Below are 18,240 nucleotides of genomic sequence, written 5' to 3' on the forward strand. Positions count from 1 at the left end.
CGCGACGCCCGGCTGTCGAGGGTGAAGCCGTTTCCCTGGGCCGTCAGTTCTTTCGCCTGGCCGACAACACGGCCGTTACCTTAAACCACGGCAGCGAGCTGCGCTATAGCAGCGCACCGGATGCGCGGGTACGCGAGGTGACGTTGAAAGGGGAGGCATATTTTGATGTGGCACATGACCCGGAGCGTCCGTTTATCATACACGCCAATGGTATAACGGTAAAAGTACTGGGCACTACCTTTAACGTAAAGGCCTATACGGACCAGGCCGAAGTAAGGGTAACGGTGGCCCGTGGCCTGGTAGACGTCAGTAAGCCGGGCAACTTCCAAACGTCACTGCACCGCGACCAGGAGCTGACCGTTGACGTAGCGTCGGGCCACGTAGCCCGGCAATCGGTCGATGCAGCCGAAGCGATTGGCTGGAACCGCGACTTTATCATACTCGATCGCGTGGACCTGGTGACGGCGGCAGCCATCCTGGGGAAACGCTTCGGGCGAACGATTACCGTAGAGGGTAGCGACATCGGCACATGCCACATTGCGGCAGTATTTGTGGAGGACGACAACGTAACACTCACGCGTGTGCTGGACGCCATCACCCAGTCATTACCGGACACCCAGTATGAACTATTGCCCGGTGGCGACGTGGTGTTGCATGCGAAGGCCTGTCGTTGATGGGGCATGCCGATGGCGCTTTGATACTACTTTATACTGCACACAGACTGCGTTCTTCACCGTCGGCGCGCTTCATCGCACCGAACGGTCGATTTTCCGGCCCCGGAAAAATAAGGTGCACGCTGAGAGCCCACAGCCTGCCCGGTATACCGGATCGTTGCTGATTGCAGTCGGCAACGCTTCGCGTGAACGTGGTAATAATCTATCCAACCCACCATCTTGACGAGTCCCCCGCAGCGCCTGTGAACGCGTGGGGACTCGTTATCTTAAGTTTCCCCAATCCGAACGCTCAGCCCGGAATTGTAAACATTTAGCGCACACGTTGCGCACAAAATCATTCACAAGGGTATAAAATTGCGTTCGGAAGGAGCGGAGCCTATCTGCCAAAGTATAAGATAATCTACTGATAAAGCATTTTTAGCGTACTAATACACTACTCTTGATCCAGCATTCTATAATACTTGGTTTCTTCTGGCTGCAGAATAAATTATGAAAATTATATATCTTCTTTTTAATGGAACTCGTTATATTGTCCGTGGAAACCGTTACACCTCTCGCGGTCGTTTTAAAAAGTAAACCATTCATTAACCAACGTAAAAAAGTATGGCGTTCTTAGAAGAACTAAAAATCACCGGGAATCTCGGTGACCTCAGCTTTTATCACATGCAGGGTGTCGATAAGATCGTGGTTCGCCGAAAAGGCGGCGCGTCGAAAGATCACATCCGTAATTCTCCCGCGTTTGCCACGCCGCGTCTATATATGAGCGAGTTCGGCGGCTGCTCGAAAATGGGCAAGGAAGTGCGGTTTATGCTGCATCCCATGAAGGCCATGGCCGACTATAATTTCAGTGGTTTTATCAACAAAGCCTTAAAAGCTGTTCAGAAACTAGACGGCAACAGCGACCTGGGACGGCGTGCAATTACGCTTTCGAAGTATCCGTCGTTGCTCACTGGCTTCTCGCTCAATAAATATACTACATTCGACTCGGTCGTGCGGACACCCGTAATGTATGCGATCGATCGTGAAAAACGCTCTGCACAGGTCAATATTCCGCGTCTGCTGCGCGACATTAATTTCTTTCCGAATAATAAACATACACGATTCCGCATGGTAGTTTGTTTGGGGATCGTGCCGGATTTTACGTTTAATCCTGTGAAAGGGAAGTACGAACCGCCCGCATGGTATGACTCGCGCTATGATGCTGAGACTGTATACTCTCCGTGGTACGCGGCGTTGAAGGGCTCGCCCGAGGCCACCCTCAACCTCACGGCGGACCAGGTGCCGCCGGATGATTCGTATAGCCTGATGCTCACGATAGGCGTGCAATTTGGCTCGCCGATGGAGGATGATGTTGTGGCGCCGGTAAAGCGCGCGGGCGCTGCGAAGATTTTAGGTATTGCCGGGGTCAATGGGGGCACAGATGGCGAGTCTTTGTCGGTACCGTTAAATGCTGAACACGAAGAGATCGGTATACCGTCGGAAGCCGCTCATACAAGGCCGGAGATGGAAGCCGTTGCAGATGATCCGGATGAAGGGCCATCTATTTCCAGTAGGTATTGTATGAAATATGTTCCAGCTTCGGCCAGCACAGGGACTCGCGTTTATACTTATGCCATGGATGTCCCCGCGAAGCAAGAGATTGCATCTGCGGAGATCGTCGAAGCAGTTTATGAAACCACGGGATCTGCGGCCAGCAAAGTTTTGCCAGCAAGCTCCGCGGGAAGTATCCCTGCGGCCCTCATGACAATCAGGCGATGCGCCGTCGTCAGGTTGATGGTGCGGAAGGTATGAGGTCGAGCCACTATATAACTGCCGGGGCGAACATTTATTGTGAGATCGGCTTTCTATCGGATGAAAAATAATTTTACGGATACGTCGTCCGCTGAATCTCATTTTTGATACCTTTAACCCATACACTTTTTTCTCCCAATTATTGTATGGTAAGAATCTGTTTCCGGGCGTGTGCCTGATGGTGGTGCCACGCGCGGTTTTTATTACTGGCATACGAGGTCGGGGCGCTTTGATTGGGATGACTCTACCTATCTGGCGCCTACAATCGGTATTTTAAGAACGTCGCGACGCCGGGGGTATTGGATTGGTGGGCTATGCACTATAAAGCCATGACATTGGAGGGAAGCGGGCGCGAGGTGAACAAGTTTGAAGATTGGCTGGGCACGACGCGTTATGTAGACGCAACGGTATCGCCGCGTGATTATTGGGGCGAACGGGCGGTGATGGAGAACTGGCAGCGTGCCCGTCAATACCTCGATGAGTTTGTCAAGGCTGTTCAGGCAATGGATGGTCTGGCGAAGCGTTATCCGGCGTACATCAACCTGGTGCTCGCCAACCTTAGCCTGATGCAGGGTAACGGCAGGGCGGCGGCCCTGTATCTGGACCTTGTTCCCACTACTGATCCAGTCGTGGCGTACCAGGTGACCGCGTTTCGGACCGTGCAGATCACGTTACAAGAGGATGTGCGCGACCGCGCCGTACAAGAGAAGCTCGGCGTGTTATACAAAACGTTGCTGACAGACCGGGTCGGTCAGTTCGAGTCACAGAAGATTCTCTTTTCGCTGAGCACGTATCTGCGTTACACGTTTGCGCAGGCTGGGCTGGTAGGGCTGGCAGGTTTGTTCGATCACTACGCCGTCGATAAGTTTTGTTATAGCTGCGTTACCTATGGGACGTTCGAGTACACGCTCATCCGGTACCTGGACCGGTATGCATCGACGGCTGACCTGGAGGCATTGTTGAAAGTATATCATCGTGCTGATAAAAATACGTTGGAGGAAGTATTGCTCAAGCCACATTCTCATCCACACTACTTCCAGGATCTACTGGCGACCAAATACCTGCGCAGGGGCGACGTGATAAACGCGCTGGGCACACTGCGCAAGATTCCCGATGGATTTTGGTCGACCTTTGCCAATGCCCAGTACTATTTAGACCGCGATCCGTTCACGGTGAACGAGGAGCTGCTGGCTGGCCAGACGATGACTACGTATACCAAACGGGAGATCGTGGAGAAACTGTATGCGCTGGACACCGCCGCGGTGCAAGACCCTGGCCAAAGAGCCCGCTACTGTTTTATGCTGGGCAATGCCTGGTTCACGTTCACGACGCACGCCTGGTTTATGCTGAGCTATGGCGATGGCTCGGCCACACCGGATGAGGGGGTGTACGCCATTGGCTACCTGAATTCCCGTAAGTATTTCAAAAAGGCGTTGGCGGTGGAGCAAGACCGGGATAAGCAGGCGAAGATTATTTATATGTTGGCTCACTTAAGTGAGAGTAAAAAGGAAAAGGTGGAATATGCCCGTCAGTATGAACAATATGAGACCACGGCATTTTACGGGCGCCGGAATTGCCTGACCTTACACGACCTGGCGGAGAAGAACTGACACCAGATGGGTGTCAGATATTTTTACGACCGTGCAAATTCTGTATCTTCGTTGTCTGTTAAATGGCTGATGTATGATGATGGTATGGATCGTTTACTTCTGGACAGGCGTGTTGTCCGGATATACGGGCGAAGCGCCCTATATAGGCGGACCCGGTGCGGGCGAGCCTTACGCGTGTATTACGGAATCTGAAGCATCCCGTATTTTGGGGCAGACGGCGGAGCGGACGGAAAGCACGGTTACAGAACGGGAGGGTGGCGTAGAAAGATTTGCGTGTATTTTCACGGCGACTACGGACGATCCTAAAACGCGTAAGAGAGGTAATCTATATTATATGCTTGAAGTATACACGGACTCTACCGCTGCGCACAAGACGTATGCAGAGATCGTCGCGTCTAACGTGCATATGCCGGGACAACATACCTTGACCAATCTGGGCCGCGAAGCCTGGGAGCATACCGATCGTGAGAATTTCTACCTTGTCCTTGTGCGCGAGCGAAACATGTTATTACGTATTAAGATCAACAAGCTCACCAGTCTGACGTCTCAAAAAGATCTGAAGGAAGTCGTGCGCGAGATTGCGCAGCGTATGAAGCAGAGATAAAAATCGGGAAGGCTGTCAACGAAGCAAAAGCAGTGTCGATGCGCGTGGCCCGGTTGCGTTTTTGTCATTTTACCCCCCTTTCGAAGTCCTGATCTCCGACGCTGGAATCGGCGCCGGGTGTGCACCTTTGTATCGTCGGGCCGGCATCATGCACATACACGATGCGGTGCCAGGTCCGTGACTGCATATTTTTAAAGCGATACAACAACCCCTTAAAACAATTACAGACATGAGCACGGTAGCAACCAATCAGAAAATTATTCCTTTCCTGTGGTTTAACGGCAAGGCAGAAGAGGCGATGAAACTGTATACTTCGCTGTTTGCAAACTCGAAGATCGAGTCCTTAAAGAAATGGGATGCAGGCAGCGGCTTCGATGGTGTGATGGTGGGAACGATCGTCCTGGACGGCCTGCGGATCAACATGTTCGACGCCGGCCCGCACTTTACATTCAACGAGTCGTTTTCGTTCTTCGTCACTTGTAAGGACCAGGCGGAGGTAGACATGTACTGGAATGCCCTGACCCGTGACGGTGGCGCGGAAAGTCAGTGCGGATGGTTAAAGGACAAATTCGGATTCTCCTGGCAGATCGTGCCAGCCTTCATGATCGATAAGATCAATAACGGCGAGCCGAAGCGGCTGGGGCAGTTGATGCAGGTGATGATGAAGATGCAGAAGTTGATTGTGGCCGACCTGGAAGCCGCGTATAACAAATAGAAAAAGAGGACCGCTTATACACTTTCCAACGTATCTTTACCCAGCCGGGTCTACTTATACCACGCGTGGTGGCAACACCACGCGTGGCTTTGTTTTCCGGTGGTTCCTAAAGCATGCGATATGAAAAGTGATTTGCAATTCAAGCTTCGACAGGTATTGGTCATTATCGGGTTGTGGATGTTCTTTGGCTTTGTGCTGACGGTCTACGACCACCTGGTGCTGTTGTCGTATATCTCGAACGGTCCTTCGGCCGAGTATTCGTTTTGGGTCGCCGCCATGCGCAATATGGGTGGTGGTCTGATTGGTGGCGTGCTGGGGGGTAGCCTGATGACTTTTTACATCAATGTAAAATACCAGGACAAGCCGTACGGGTATACCATCGTGGCGGTAAGCGTTTCGTTTGTATTGATCATCGCGCTGGTGACGGTTGTCATGGGCATGACCATTGTGCCGATGCGCACGGGCCGGCCCTGGTATGATGCGGCGTCGCGTCGGGCACTGTTGGCGTTCATCCAGGATCCCGCGCCGGTCAAGGCGTTGCTGGTGTGGTCATTTATTGTGGCCGTTACACAGATGTTGGTGCAGGTGAGTCAGAAGTTTGGGCGCGGCGCGTTCTGGAGCCTGGTGTCGGGCAAATACCAGATACCCCGCGAGGAGACGCGCACCTTTATGTTCCTCGATCTGAATGCCTCTACGGCGATGGCCGAAAAGATGGGGGATAAACAATATCACTTGTTGTTGCGTGAATTCTTTGCCGATATCACACAACCCATTCTGAATAACAATGGCTCCATCTACCAATATGTAGGCGACGAAGTGGTGATTGCCTGGGGGCATCAGGCGGCAACCTATAACAACTGTGTGCAGTGCTTCTTTGACATTCGTCAGGCTATTGCCGACAAGCGCGAAAACTACCAGGCACGGTTTGGTGTGGTGCCTTCGTTTAAGGCAGGTATTCACTGCGGCAACGTCGTGGCCGGTGAGGTGGGTATTATTAAACGCGACATTACCTATTCGGGCGACGTGTTGAATACCACGTCGCGTATTCAAGGTATGTGTAAGGAGTTCGATACCGACCTGATCGTATCGCACGACGTGGCGCGGAACCTGGATCTTTTTGATAAGTTCGTACTGAAGCCCCTGGGGCATATTAAGCTGCGCGGCAAGGAGAACGAGCTTTTACTGAATACGGTAATGCTGGTTGCCTAAAAAATGTAGTACATTGGCACCCCTTTTTCTTAACCACAAGGGGATGTGTGCCATGGCCGTATCTGCAGATCTTGGGAAAGATTCTATTCCCTCACTTTTCTTTCGGTATTATGTTCCCACGCTGACCAGTATTATGTCGTTTACGGCTCAAATGATCATAAACGGGTTGCTGCTGGGGCACTACGTCGGAAAGGATGGGGTTGCCGCAGTGGGCCTCTATGGTCCCGTGGTAACGATCTTTATAGCTTTTGTCCTCGCGCTGGCCATTGGTGGCGGTATCCTGATCTCCCGCAGTATTGGTGCCGGCGACGGTGCGCAGGCACGGGAAGTCCTGCGGTTTGGCACCACGCTGGCATTCGTGGCTGGCATGGTCGTGGCGGTTAGTGCGCCGTTTGTCGTGACACCGCTGGCAAGGTTCCTGGTAGGTGGTGAACATGAATCGTTGGTGCAAAACACCCGCGATGTTATGCTGTGGGGCTTTATCGGCATGCCGGTGTTGTTTTTGTGCATTGTCTGGAGACAGTTTTTGGTGAATGATGGTGGCCCGCGCATGGCGCGCAATGCTTCCTTTATCGCCGTGGCGTTGAACATCGTGTTAGACTTTGTAATCATTGGCTGGCAGGGGTGGGGTACAGCCGGGGCCTCTATTGCCACAGCATTGAGCAATGTCTGTGCAATGGGTTATCTGTTCTGGTATATCCGTCAGGGACGTGGACACCTGCACTTTGGTAACTTTCGGTTTACACTCTATTTCCCCGCATGGAAATCATTGTTCCAAACGGGTGTGCCGACGTTTTTATCGGATCTCTCGTTCTCGTTGGGCTTGCTGATTATTAATCGTTGCCTGGTTTCCTACGGAGAGCTGGCGGTAGCCGCTTTCGGCATGGTAAATCACCTGAGCTTTATCTTTCTTAGGTTGTTGACGGCAGCCATGCTTGCGGCCTTGCCGATCATGTCGTTTAACGTGGGCGCTAAACAGCCCGCGCGCGTGGTAGCCATGCTGCGGTTTGCCATGATGTTTTCGGTGATGATTGGGGTTGTGGTTTGTGGCATAGGATGGCTCGTACCCGGTGCGTTGGTGCGAATTTTTTCGGCGGACGCTACCGTCGCGTTTGAGTCGCTGGCCGCGGGTGGGTTGTCGTTGTACTTCCTGCTGTTTTTGGCAGCAGGCCCGAACTATATACTGAGCGCGTATTTTCAAAGCACCGGTCGCACGGCGATGTCAATCGTTGTTAACTTGTTGAAGGGTGTTGTGCTCGTCGTGGTATTTGTGTGGGTATTGCCCGCGCTGGGCCTCGGGATGACAGGCATGTGGTTATCGCGCGTTGGTGCCGAGGTGGCAACGCTGGTGCTGGTCGGAGGAATTACGTTTATATACCGTCAGCGATACTATTCGCAGGTATTGGCCGCCCGGTGATCAGAGGTCACTTATCAGTGGGCGTACATTCGTGGTCGTAGAAAGATACAATTTCGTGAAGATCATCTTCTCGTGCACGGTACTCCTTATTTTTGATTTTCTCGCTAAGGACAGGACAGTCAATAAAGTATTCGGACATACTTTTGGCGAATACAATTTTGGTTATTTTTTTAAAATTTGGTTCACCCGGACGATGAATGTATAATTTTTCAACTTCTCTTACAGGGGTGTACAGATTATTCATCGAGCCGGGAGATTGATGTCTGTACTCCCTGACAATGTCAATATCCTTATAGATCCCAACCTTCTTGTTCTCGAAAATCACCTGGAGAAATTGTTCTCGGGTGGAGATAAACCGATAGAATCCTGAACCATATTCTTTCACTTCTATGGGGTCGAATTTTAGCTTTTCGCCAGAAGGTACTAGAATAGAGACTCTCTCGGCAGGTTTTCCGTCAGAATCGACAATGAGTCCAGTGAACGTATTTCCGAGATTATCGGTCACATAGCCTTCCTCATATTTCTTTTTGGCTTTCGCCTTTTTGTACTTTTCAGATTCCTGAGTGAAGCCAGTAATGGCCAGGCATGCCAGTGACAGCGCAAGCAAGAGGGATTTCATGTAGGTAAAGCGTTAGACAGTAAGTGTAAAGCTCGTAAAAAGGTTGCGAACGGCAAAGTGCCGCTACGCCTCGTCCAGCCACAACTCGGCCGTGGCGCGGTCGCGGAAGTTCTTCTTTGGAAATTGCGTGGTTTTGGCTACCGAGTCGAGCTGCATTTCGGTTACGTCGTTTTGCATGATCTCGGCTACCTTCCGCACCTGGCCTTTGAGTAGCAGGGTCTGGGCTTCTTCGTGCAGCTTGCGAAGTTCCTGCGGATGGGTTTTCATTTCGGAGGCATCGGTCAGCAAGGTGAAGTCTTTTTTGAGGCCGTCCAGCGCTTTTTTCCAGTCGGCGATGTAGTTCGGCACAGCCTCGGCGTTGCGCCAGAAGCCAATGATCTTGAGGTACGCGCGGTTCTTTTCCGGCAAGATTTCAATCACATAGTGTTTGTTGCTGCTGATGGTCGTCAGGCTCATACGGAGAGAGGGTTGGTTGTGTTAGGCGATAGAGCGGCAATATTACGGCATTGCCGGTATCTTTGATAGTTGGCTAACACAAAAACGGGTAGGGGAAAAACACCCTACCCGTTCTTATTCGGTTTTTACGTGTTACCGGTGGTAGAGGTAGCTCAGGCCGACATTGTAGTATAGGCCGCTGAGGTCTACGTTGCTATAGGGAAGGATCGTTGCGGGCGCGGTGGCGTTTTTAGTGTCGTCTTCGACGGCAACATCGTATTTCCACTTTTTGAATTTCATGTAGTCGTAGGAAACCGCTGCTGAGATCACAAAGCGCTTTACGGTCCAGCTCAGGCCGGCCTGGCCGGAAAAGAAGATCGACGAGGCATTCGCTTTGTCGGCCTTGCCTTTGCTGATATCGTCGATGATACTGGCCGGTATTTCTTGTTTGAGGCCGCCGTAGCCCAGGGAGGGGCCCATGGTGACGTGGAGCTTTTCGGGAACTAGCGGCAGCTCGTACAGTACTTCCAGGCGACCGATCCAGTTGTTGAGGTGATCCATGCGATAGATGTCAAACAGCAGGCTGGTGCTTAAATCTTTGACCAGGTTCTTGGCGCCAAAACCTACTGTATAAATAGATATACTTTCGATATCCTGGAAGCTCGCCAGCGGGCTGGTATCAACGGTATATTCTCCGTTTTCGTTGCGTACGGTAACTGTACCGGTAGGCTTGGTTGCCTTGATAGTGGTATTGAGTGCCGACTTGTAGCCAACTTTGACAAAACGCTTCCGCGCATCGCGGTCTTCATTGGACTCGGTTATTTTAACACCGGTCTGCAGTTGACCGATGCCGCGGTATAATTTGCCTTCCGCATAATCGGGATATACGTCGGTGATATAAATCCGACCCAGGATTTCTTCTTTCTGGTTGACGTGGTCGCCAATCTTTTCGTCTACCGTGCGTACGCATTTGTAGGCGTCGCCCTTTTGGATGTTCAGGTCTCTGCCGGCGTCGATCACGACGTGATTGCCGTCGATCTTTTCAACACGGGCTATGTTTAGCGAGGCGTTACCCGCCTGGGGCTCGCGCGCCAGCTTGCCGGTCATGTTTTTAACATCGCCTTGCAATACGCGGGCCGTGGCACCGTGTTCGGCGGCAAAGGTGATCTTGACCTGGCCGATGACGGTATGGCCGTCGTCCGACAGCACATCGTAAAATTCTTGTTCGTGTAAACCGTCGGCGGTGCCTTTGGTGATGGATACCTGGTTAGCGGATACTTGTTTGTCAATGCGTGCCACGACCGGGAAGTATTTGTTTACCTGGCCGGCGAGGTTTTGTGACGCCAGCTTGAGTGACGAGCGGATGGCTTCGTCGCGGTCAATAGCCGTGGCGTTGGTCTCGGCTTGAAAGGACTTTTCGAATTGACCCGTTTCCAGGTTGAGAATCTTGAGCGTGGCAAAAGCAGTAGCGCTGAAGTATCGTTCGGGCGTGCTGCCCGACGTACGGGTTTTCTCTTCGTGGTGGACACGTGTCAGGTTGCCGGCCAGTAAGTATTTGGCACCCGACATCTTGCCCAGGTCGATGGCCGACTTGGGGTCGACAAAGTCTTTCATGGCCAGCTCGGTTTCGATCGCTTTCCACATCTCGCCACTACGGGTTACGATCGCGACCTTGTTGGCGTTCACCAGCAGGTTGAGCGTGGCCTCGTGGAGAACCTTTGCACGGTCCCGAGCGGAGGGATAGTCCTCTGATTGTATGTCCTGGAGGATGATGTTAGGTCTTTCGGACTGGCTAAAGGCGCAAAACGAGAAGCCGAGAAGGGATAACAGGAAGAAGTGCCGAAGGCGGTTCATGTAGTGGTTACGTTAGATAGAGTTGCACAAGCAAGGCTAAAGATACGTTGCCGAGGCCGGTTAGAATCTTGTAGAATCCGGAGGTTTCTTACACGTGCAATACCTTACGAGAGGACGTAGGTGTATACTAGCCAGAAATGCTAACGATTACTACCAATCGTGGTTTCATCCAGGAAATTTATATATGATTTGCGGGGAATTCTCCGTCGGGAAGAAGCGCGCGGTGAATAAAAAAGCCCCACGATGCGCGGGGCTTTTCTTTTACCTGTGTCTTTTAATACTTAAACCTCTTGCGATGGTTTTTAGCCTCACGCGCGATTTTACCAAACTGTTTGTTTAAGCGTTTTTTTTCCGATACATCGATCTCGAAGCGGCGCATTTCTTTTTTTAGTTTCAGATAACTGTCGTATACCGCGTCGGGTAGTGTACCGTCGTGCAGGGCGGCCAGCACGGCGCAACCTTGTTCGTCAAGGTGTCGACAATCGGTAAACCGGCAGTGTGCAGCGAGCGTATGGATGACGGGAAATAAGTCCTCAGATGACGTTTCGCCACTGCCGGTAACACCGAACTCGCGCATGCCCGGGGTATCGATCAGTAGACCACCGTTGGGTAACCGAAAGAGATCACGCGTGGTAGTCGTATGCCGACCTTTTTGATTGGCGTCGCTGGTAGTGCTGGTGGCCTGTTGGGCCTCGTCTAACAGGGCGTTCAGCAACGAGCTTTTACCGACGCCGCTCGATCCGATCAATACATACGTGTGGCCCGGTAGCAGGAGCTCGTCTTGCAACGCACGCATGCCCATACCGGTATGTGTGCTGCAGCATAAGACAGGTACCTGGCGTCCGAGGTTTTGTACCGCGTCGATATACGGCTGCGTATCATCTACCAGGTCGGCCTTGTTTAACACCACAAGGGCAGGGACGTCGCAGGCGGCCAGTTGTACCAGGTAGCGCTCCAGGCGCATGATGTTGAAGTCGCGGTCCAAGCCCTGTACGACGAGTGCTGCGTCTACATTCGCGGCCAGCAGTTGCCGCTCTGCCGTGGTGCCGGGGTTACGACGGGACAACGCATTGTAGCGCGGTAATACACTGATGATGTAGCCGGTGGTGTCGTATACCATGAGCGTTACCCAATCACCGATTTTTGGATGGTCGGTGGGTGTCAGGTATAGCAGGCGGCCCGACAGGTCGCATTCCATTTCGCTTTGTTCGGTACGGGTATAGTACTTGAAACCTTTTATGCTAACGATGCGGCCTACGGTAAGGTCCTGCGGTATTTCGATAGAAGTGCATGAATGGCTATAGTGCAGCCAGCCATACTGGTCTAGTTGTGTCATGGGTAATAAAGATTTTGGACCACCTCGCCGAAGGCGAGATGACCTTGCCAGAAAATAAGTTCAAAGGGATAGTAGGACAGGACGGTAGGAACGTGCGATACGTTAACCTGCCGTCAGGCTACCCTCATTCCGGCGTCGGAAGGGCGATATGTAGTAGCGTTGATTGCCATACTTCGTAAAGATAGCAAAAAAGTTACATACCGCCACGATGCTCATTATTCCGATCGAAGGCTTCTGACTGGGTTGCCAGCACAACTTTGATCGACTGGTAACAGACAGTACTGAGGGCCAGCAGTAATACGCCCACGCCCGTGCAGACGAGGGCCACCATGAGAAGATGGTGGTAGGGCTAGAATACAGACGCCGTGATCGTGAGGTCCGACGATGCAAACGCCTTCTGGTACTTCTCTTTATAGACGGCTGCTTCCGCATTTTGTTGGGCCTGGAGGCTTTGATATAAACCAAGGAGTGACCAACCATTGCCGGGATGCAGCATAAGGTCTTCCCGGTAAATTTTTTCGGCTTCCCGGGGCCTTTGTATGGTGAGCAATCGGGCGCCTAAAAATTGCCGGGCGGGGATCAGCCAGTCTTGCGGTTCCCGGTAGACCATGTTGTCTTCTTCTTCGATGGCGGATTGGAAGGATTTGATGGCTGCGTCGTGCGCGTTCATGGCAAAATGGATTTCACCTTCGAGTATAAATTTGGCAATGCGGCACGACTGCAGCGGACTGTTAAAAGGCAATAACCGCTTCGCGAGGTTATCGTCTTGCATAGTTGTTTCGATTTTTTGTAAGTATTGGGTTGCGGCCCCCTGGTTGTTTTTTCTGAGCGAAGCAAGTCCTTTAGCAAAGTTATCAAACACGACGGCATATTTCCATTGCTGGTCCACGTCTGCGGATCGTAAGATCTCATCCCACTGACCCAGCCTTACGTTGGCCATCACGGGCATCATGTATACAAATTGCGCATAGAGATCTTTTGAAAGGTCGCTGCTCAATGCGGCTTGCCGGTCGCGGGCGCGTTGATAGATTTGCTGGCTGTTGCGAAGCATTCCGGCGGTCATGGCGCAATATGACTGCACGGCGAAGAAGTGCGGAGAGCGATCGCGGCCGAGTCCCAGTTCGGGCACGGTTGCATCCACCGTGTTGTTGACGCTGTTTGCTTCTTCGTTTATGAGCACGCCTTTTTCATACAGACCATTGCGTTGGTACATATGTGATGCCATGTGTACCATATGGCCGATGCCTGGGATCTGATCTTTGAGCTCTTCGGCTGCCGCCAGCGCTTTTCCGGGCTGCCGCGAGGCTTCCGTGAGGTGTATATAATAATGAAGAATGGCGGGGTGTTTCGAGTGTCTGAGGACGCGTTCACACTTCGCTACCAGCTCGGGTGTCCAGGGCCTGGGGTTTCCTTGCTGATCCCAATAGTCCCATTTATGTTCGAGCATTACAGCGTCTATATAAAGGGAAGTGATATTGTCGTCCGCTGGGTATTTCTTTTCCAGGCTTGCCAGGGCGAGCGCGTAAGCTCTGTCTAACTGTTGCCGATCGGCGTTGGTAAGGTCACTGGAATACCGTTTCTGCAATGTCTTCATCAGGAGCCTTTCCTTTTCCGAGGCGCTGGCCATTCGTTTCGACATCGCGGCGATGATGGTGGGTACCTCGCTTTTCATTTTATAAACATACGTGTTGTAGAATGGGCCCATGGACAATGCCTGTCCCCAGTAGGTCATCGCACAGTTTGGGTCCAAACGACTGGCCTCTTTAAAAGAGGCGAGGGCTTCTGTAAAGTGGTAGCCAAAATAGAAGCTGAGTCCCTGGTCAAAGTAGAATTGTACGCTGTCCTCGGTCGTCGAGATCTCGTAATGAACATTGCCCCAACCCTTTAGTGCCGTCATAAATTTTCCGTCGCTTCTTGGCTTGGTGTCACGTGCGGGAGACGCGCATAGGGTGATCTCTTGAGCGGGGAGTACACTGGATTCCCTTGTTTTAAATTGCCAAAAGATGGGCAACAAAACGGCGATAAATATTACGATATAGCCAGTATTCGTCATGACGTGAAGGACAATGTCCTGAAGTTACATGCTTTTTTCGATATCTGCGCGTCTGAGAATGGTTTGATGACTTCCTAAGCCATTACTTTTCTTGTACAGTGATCAGCTTGTCGGAAGCAAAAATGGCGGCCGGGGAGATTACCTGCTCGTCCAAGGGTATATCGTCGCCATAGCGTCTTTGTACAATCTCTTTTACCACGGGGTGTGTCAGGTCGAACTCGCGGAGGGTTTGTAGTTGACCGACGTCGATGCCGAGCGCCTCGTGGTATATTTTCCAAACCAGCTCGGAGCAATACATACGGTCGTCGGACCATCCGAAATGAAGATCGTAGTCGAGGCCGTTGAAGCGTTTGCCGATCGCTTTCATTTCCTGGACCTTTTCCGATGTCAGCACCTGGTCGCGGTTCTTCAATCGCTTGACAATGAAGTGCCCGCCGTCACCGTGATGGATCCAGTTGTTGAGCGGTGTGAGCCGCACGGGCTGGACGGCCTCGTAGACCCAATAGGAGCCGTCGATGATATAAACCAATCCTACATGGCTGTAGGGAGAATGCGTGGCCAGCTGCACCGCATAACTTTGTCCCGATTTTGAGCTTTGGAAGATAATGTCTCCGTCCAGTAACATGGTGCTTGGCGATGAGCCCGTTGCGGTGTGCGGTTTTTGGGCCGTTGCGCTACTTGCAAAAAGAGGATAGCCTGTAGCGCCAAGAATTCCCAGGATTATGACCAATGCGACAAATGTGGACCTTTGCATGACGATTCAAGGCAGCCAAGAGCGTGCCAGGATAAAGATAGCGTTATTCTGGTATTGGCCATGTTTTCTTCCATTTTGGCGGGTGCTTTTGTCGGCGGCAGGATATCGGCTGTCAATTTGCCTCGATTTCCGCTGTTGTTAAACCTGGTAAGATCATTGAAGACCAACAGCTGTCATGAATATGCAGACACACGCTCAACCCAATACATCTTCATTTGCCAGCAGGTTTCTACTGCTGATGATGGTTGCTGGCGTGATGGACATCGACTCAGGCTACCATGATTACAAGGTTCTCCATCGTATAGAAGTTCTTTTTCAGGCAGCGCGACACGTTGCTCAATCACCTGTTATAGCTATAACAGAGGGAATACCCGGAAATGCAGGTGCAAAAGACCGTCCAATAGATTTTTACGAAGGATGCCCTGGTGCCGTTTTATTCTCGCTACAAAATACCGGTCGGGTTAATCCCCGGGGATTTTATTCTGTGCATGTCGAAACCGCGTCATTTAATATTCCGCATCAAAATTCAGATGAGGATGAAGCGTTCGTTTTACCCCTTGATGTAGCGTAAGCTCCTCTCATTTCCATCTCGTTTCGTAGGATCTTTTTGCCGCTGCATCTGTTGTTGCGCTCATCGTGCAACGCCCCATAAACGGACTTGTTAACTATCAACTGAATGTAAAATGGAAGCGACGAAGAAGATCAAAACCTTTCTCCATAGATTTAAACAGACCACGGTTACCCAGGATGTTCAACCCTACGAAAATTTACTGCAACAAATTTTTGAGCGTGCGGGCAGCATGACGGGCAAAGCCGATGCGGAGCTACAACAGATGACCAACGTTATCCGGGAGAAAGTACGCGCGGGCGAATCCCCGGATGCGCACATGGCGCAACTTTATGCTATTGTCGGCGAAGTATTTAGGCGGACCCTGCATATCACACCTTACCGTGTACAGGTTATGGCCGCCATCGCCCTTCATCAGCGAAAGGTCATTGAGATGCAAACAGGGGAGGGTAAGACACTTGTGGCCGTATTTACGGCATGCCTGAACGCACTGGCTGGGAAAGGTGTGCACATCCTCACCTTTAATGATTACCTGGCCAAACGGGATGCCAACTGGATGCGGCCGGTGTATGAATTCCTGGGATTGTCGGTTGGTTGTATACAGGAGAACATGCCGGTTGCCGAAAAGCGGTTGGCATACCGTTGTGATGTAACGTATGCTACCGCTAAGGAAGTAGGCTTTGACTACCTCCGTTCCTGTATGGCGTATGCGCCGGATGAGGTCATTTTACGCGATTTTAATTATGCTATTGTCGATGAGGCCGACGCCATCCTGATCGACGAAGCCCGAAATCCGCTTGTCTTTGCCGGGAATATCGCGGGGCAGCCTGTTGATCATCATCAAATTGCCCGGTACGTTTCAGGTCTCACGCCCTATCGTGATTTTATGCTGGATGAATATGCCCGGAATGTCTTCCTGACCGACTATGGTATTGAAAAAACCGAATATTTTTTTGCTGTACAGAATCTCTATGATGACAACCATCACGACCTGCTCATTGCCGTTAACCTCGCGCTGCAAGCCCGGTCCATGCTTCGGAAAGATGTTGATTATATCATTGATGATGGACGAATAAAATTAGTCGACGAATTTACCGGCAGGGTTGTAGAGGATAGAAAATGGCAGAACGGGTTGCAGGCAGCCGTGGAGGCGAAGGAAGGATTGGCCGTGCAGTCGGAGGGAAGGATACTGAATTCTATTTCACTGCAGCATCTCATGAATTATTATCCCAAGGTTTCAGGAATGACCGGCACCGCACAGCACGCGGCCGAAGAATTTGCCAGTTTCTATGGCCTTGGTGTCAGCGTTATTCCATCACACAAGCCCTGTCGGCGTATCGACCATCCTGATAGAATCTTTACGCATAAAGCTGCAAAAGTAAAGGCCATCATCGACGAAATACAAAAGGTCCATCAAACCGGCCGCCCGATACTGATAGGTACGTTAACGGTAAAAGAATCGGAAGAGCTGCAGGCGGAAATACAGCGTCAGGGTATTGCCAGCACGATTCTCAATGCCAGGAACAATGAGTCCGAGGCGGCTATCATCGAACAGGCCGGCTTGCCGGGAGCGGTCACGATCTCCACGAATATGGCAGGGCGCGGCACAGACATCCTGTTGGGTGGTAAGGAGCAGTATTCGAGAGAAGCCGTCGTGGCATCCGGGGGCTTGCACATCATTGGTACCAACCGGCACGAGAGCGTTCGCATCGATCATCAGCTGAAGGGGCGTGCCGGGCGACAAGGCGACCCCGGGTCGTCACAATTTATCATCAGCATGGAAGATGACTTAATGGCTAAATACGGACTCAAGGGCCTATTGCCAACGCATCTCAGGGATTTGCGTCAGGATGGCCCTATACACCATGCTACGATTGCCAGAAGCATCGCCCAGGCCCAGCGTATCATTGAAGGACAGCTGTACGAGATACGCTTGAACCTGCATCAATACGCTCACTTTACTGAACGGCAACGCACGATACTTTTTGACAGGAGGCAGGATGTTTTCTTTTCAGAGGAAAGCCCGTGGAAGGAGTATAGTCTGTTTCAGCATGACTTCCTTTGGTCATATTACATGAACGATATCGCAGCCTTGCGGGAAGGAATTCACTGGCAGCGCATGGCGGGGAAAAATCCTTTACACGAATTCCATAAAAGCTCGGATGCGATGTTCCGCCAGTTGATAGCAGACCTTGAAGACAAGCTCAGCAATGCAAGCAATGTCGATGTTTCGGAGCTTCAACTAAAGCGTCCTTCCTCTACGTGGACTTACCTGGTGAATGATAATCCATTTAAAAATCCATTAATGCTCATGCTCAGCAACATCGGTTATCAGGTTGATCTTTTAGCCGGGCCGCTCATGATGATCATGAAGATCTTTGGATGGGGAAAGCGGAGATAGGATAGTGTGACGGTGGCCAGGCGATTCCTGGCCATGCTTTTACTCAAACGCATACAACCCCACCGACGGCGGCACGTTGCCGGACAGTACCGTATCCTTGCCCGATTCCAGGTCGAACATGCCTATGACGGGTCGCCCGTTTTTTTCTTCTGCGACGTAATAGAATATACGACATGTCTCTTATAAACATCTGCCGCTGC

Annotated in this window: 16 protein-coding genes; 9 read left to right on the forward strand and 7 right to left on the reverse strand. The window is 51.5% G+C overall.

Annotation, left to right across the window (positions count from 1 at the left end; genetic code table 11):
* The 7 genes from KK062_RS29040 to KK062_RS29070 form a co-directional block, all read left to right on the forward strand.
* On the forward strand, positions 1-674 hold a 674-nt coding region (locus KK062_RS29040; protein WP_254087902.1), incomplete at its 5' end, for a FecR family protein.
* Positions 675-1,277: 603 nt separating this feature from the next.
* Positions 1,278-2,465: a hypothetical protein gene (locus KK062_RS29045; RefSeq protein ID WP_254087903.1), complete on the forward strand. Its 1,188-nt coding sequence runs from the start codon at positions 1,278-1,280 to the stop codon at positions 2,463-2,465.
* Positions 2,466-2,794: 329 nt separating this feature from the next.
* Complete coding sequence (locus KK062_RS29050) at positions 2,795-4,075, forward strand: hypothetical protein (protein WP_254087904.1); 1,281 nt, start codon at positions 2,795-2,797, stop codon at positions 4,073-4,075.
* Between the two features lie 73 nt (positions 4,076-4,148).
* Positions 4,149-4,679 (forward strand): hypothetical protein, encoded by a 531-nt coding sequence (locus KK062_RS29055; protein ID WP_254087905.1) that lies wholly within the window; start codon positions 4,149-4,151, stop codon positions 4,677-4,679.
* Positions 4,680-4,908: 229 nt separating this feature from the next.
* Positions 4,909-5,394 carry a VOC family protein gene (locus tag KK062_RS29060; RefSeq protein ID WP_254087906.1) on the forward strand — a complete coding sequence of 162 codons (486 nt, stop codon included), beginning with the start codon at positions 4,909-4,911 and terminating at the stop codon, positions 5,392-5,394.
* Positions 5,395-5,514: 120 nt separating this feature from the next.
* Entirely contained in the window at positions 5,515-6,603 is a 1,089-nt protein-coding gene (locus tag KK062_RS29065) for an adenylate/guanylate cyclase domain-containing protein (RefSeq protein WP_254087907.1), read from the forward strand.
* Between the two features lie 52 nt (positions 6,604-6,655).
* Entirely contained in the window at positions 6,656-8,020 is a 1,365-nt protein-coding gene (locus tag KK062_RS29070) for an MATE family efflux transporter (RefSeq protein WP_254087908.1), read from the forward strand.
* Positions 8,021-8,027: 7 nt separating this feature from the next.
* Here KK062_RS29070 and KK062_RS29075 read toward each other — a convergent pair whose 3' ends face one another.
* From KK062_RS29075 to KK062_RS29105, 7 genes are all read right to left on the reverse strand, one after another.
* The gene (locus KK062_RS29075) at positions 8,028-8,639 is read right to left on the reverse strand and encodes a hypothetical protein (RefSeq protein ID WP_254087909.1); all 612 of its coding nucleotides are present in this window, start codon (positions 8,637-8,639) and stop codon (positions 8,028-8,030) included.
* 63 nt (positions 8,640-8,702) lie between these two features.
* Positions 8,703-9,095 carry a hypothetical protein gene (locus KK062_RS29080; RefSeq protein WP_254087910.1) on the reverse strand — a complete coding sequence of 131 codons (393 nt, stop codon included), beginning with the start codon at positions 9,093-9,095 and terminating at the stop codon, positions 8,703-8,705.
* A 132-nt stretch (positions 9,096-9,227) separates the two neighbouring features.
* Positions 9,228-10,928 (reverse strand): hypothetical protein, encoded by a 1,701-nt coding sequence (locus KK062_RS29085; RefSeq protein ID WP_254087911.1) that lies wholly within the window; start codon positions 10,926-10,928, stop codon positions 9,228-9,230.
* Between the two features lie 274 nt (positions 10,929-11,202).
* The gene (rsgA, locus tag KK062_RS29090; protein ID WP_254087912.1) at positions 11,203-12,264 is read right to left on the reverse strand and encodes a ribosome small subunit-dependent GTPase A; all 1,062 of its coding nucleotides are present in this window, start codon (positions 12,262-12,264) and stop codon (positions 11,203-11,205) included.
* Positions 12,265-12,457: 193 nt separating this feature from the next.
* On the reverse strand, positions 12,458-12,595 hold the full coding sequence (locus KK062_RS29095) for a hypothetical protein (protein ID WP_254087913.1): 138 nt from the start codon (positions 12,593-12,595) through the stop codon (positions 12,458-12,460).
* Positions 12,596-12,613: 18 nt separating this feature from the next.
* A complete protein-coding gene (locus KK062_RS29100; protein WP_254087914.1) occupies positions 12,614-14,161 on the reverse strand; it encodes a hypothetical protein in 1,548 nt (515 codons plus the stop codon).
* Between the two features lie 238 nt (positions 14,162-14,399).
* Entirely contained in the window at positions 14,400-14,942 is a 543-nt protein-coding gene (locus KK062_RS29105) for a YiiX family permuted papain-like enzyme (protein WP_254087915.1), read from the reverse strand.
* 304 nt (positions 14,943-15,246) lie between these two features.
* Between KK062_RS29105 and KK062_RS29110 the strand changes: the two genes are divergently transcribed.
* Complete coding sequence (locus KK062_RS29110; RefSeq protein WP_254087916.1) at positions 15,247-15,642, forward strand: hypothetical protein; 396 nt, start codon at positions 15,247-15,249, stop codon at positions 15,640-15,642.
* A gap of 112 nt (positions 15,643-15,754) precedes the next feature.
* Complete coding sequence (locus KK062_RS29115) at positions 15,755-18,040, forward strand: preprotein translocase subunit SecA (protein WP_254087917.1); 2,286 nt, start codon at positions 15,755-15,757, stop codon at positions 18,038-18,040.
* Positions 18,041-18,240: the final 200 nt, after the last annotated feature.

Origin of the sequence: Dawidia cretensis, from assembly GCF_018598175.1 — a bacterium.
GTDB classification, from domain to species: domain Bacteria; phylum Bacteroidota; class Bacteroidia; order Cytophagales; family Cyclobacteriaceae; genus Ohtaekwangia; species Ohtaekwangia cretensis.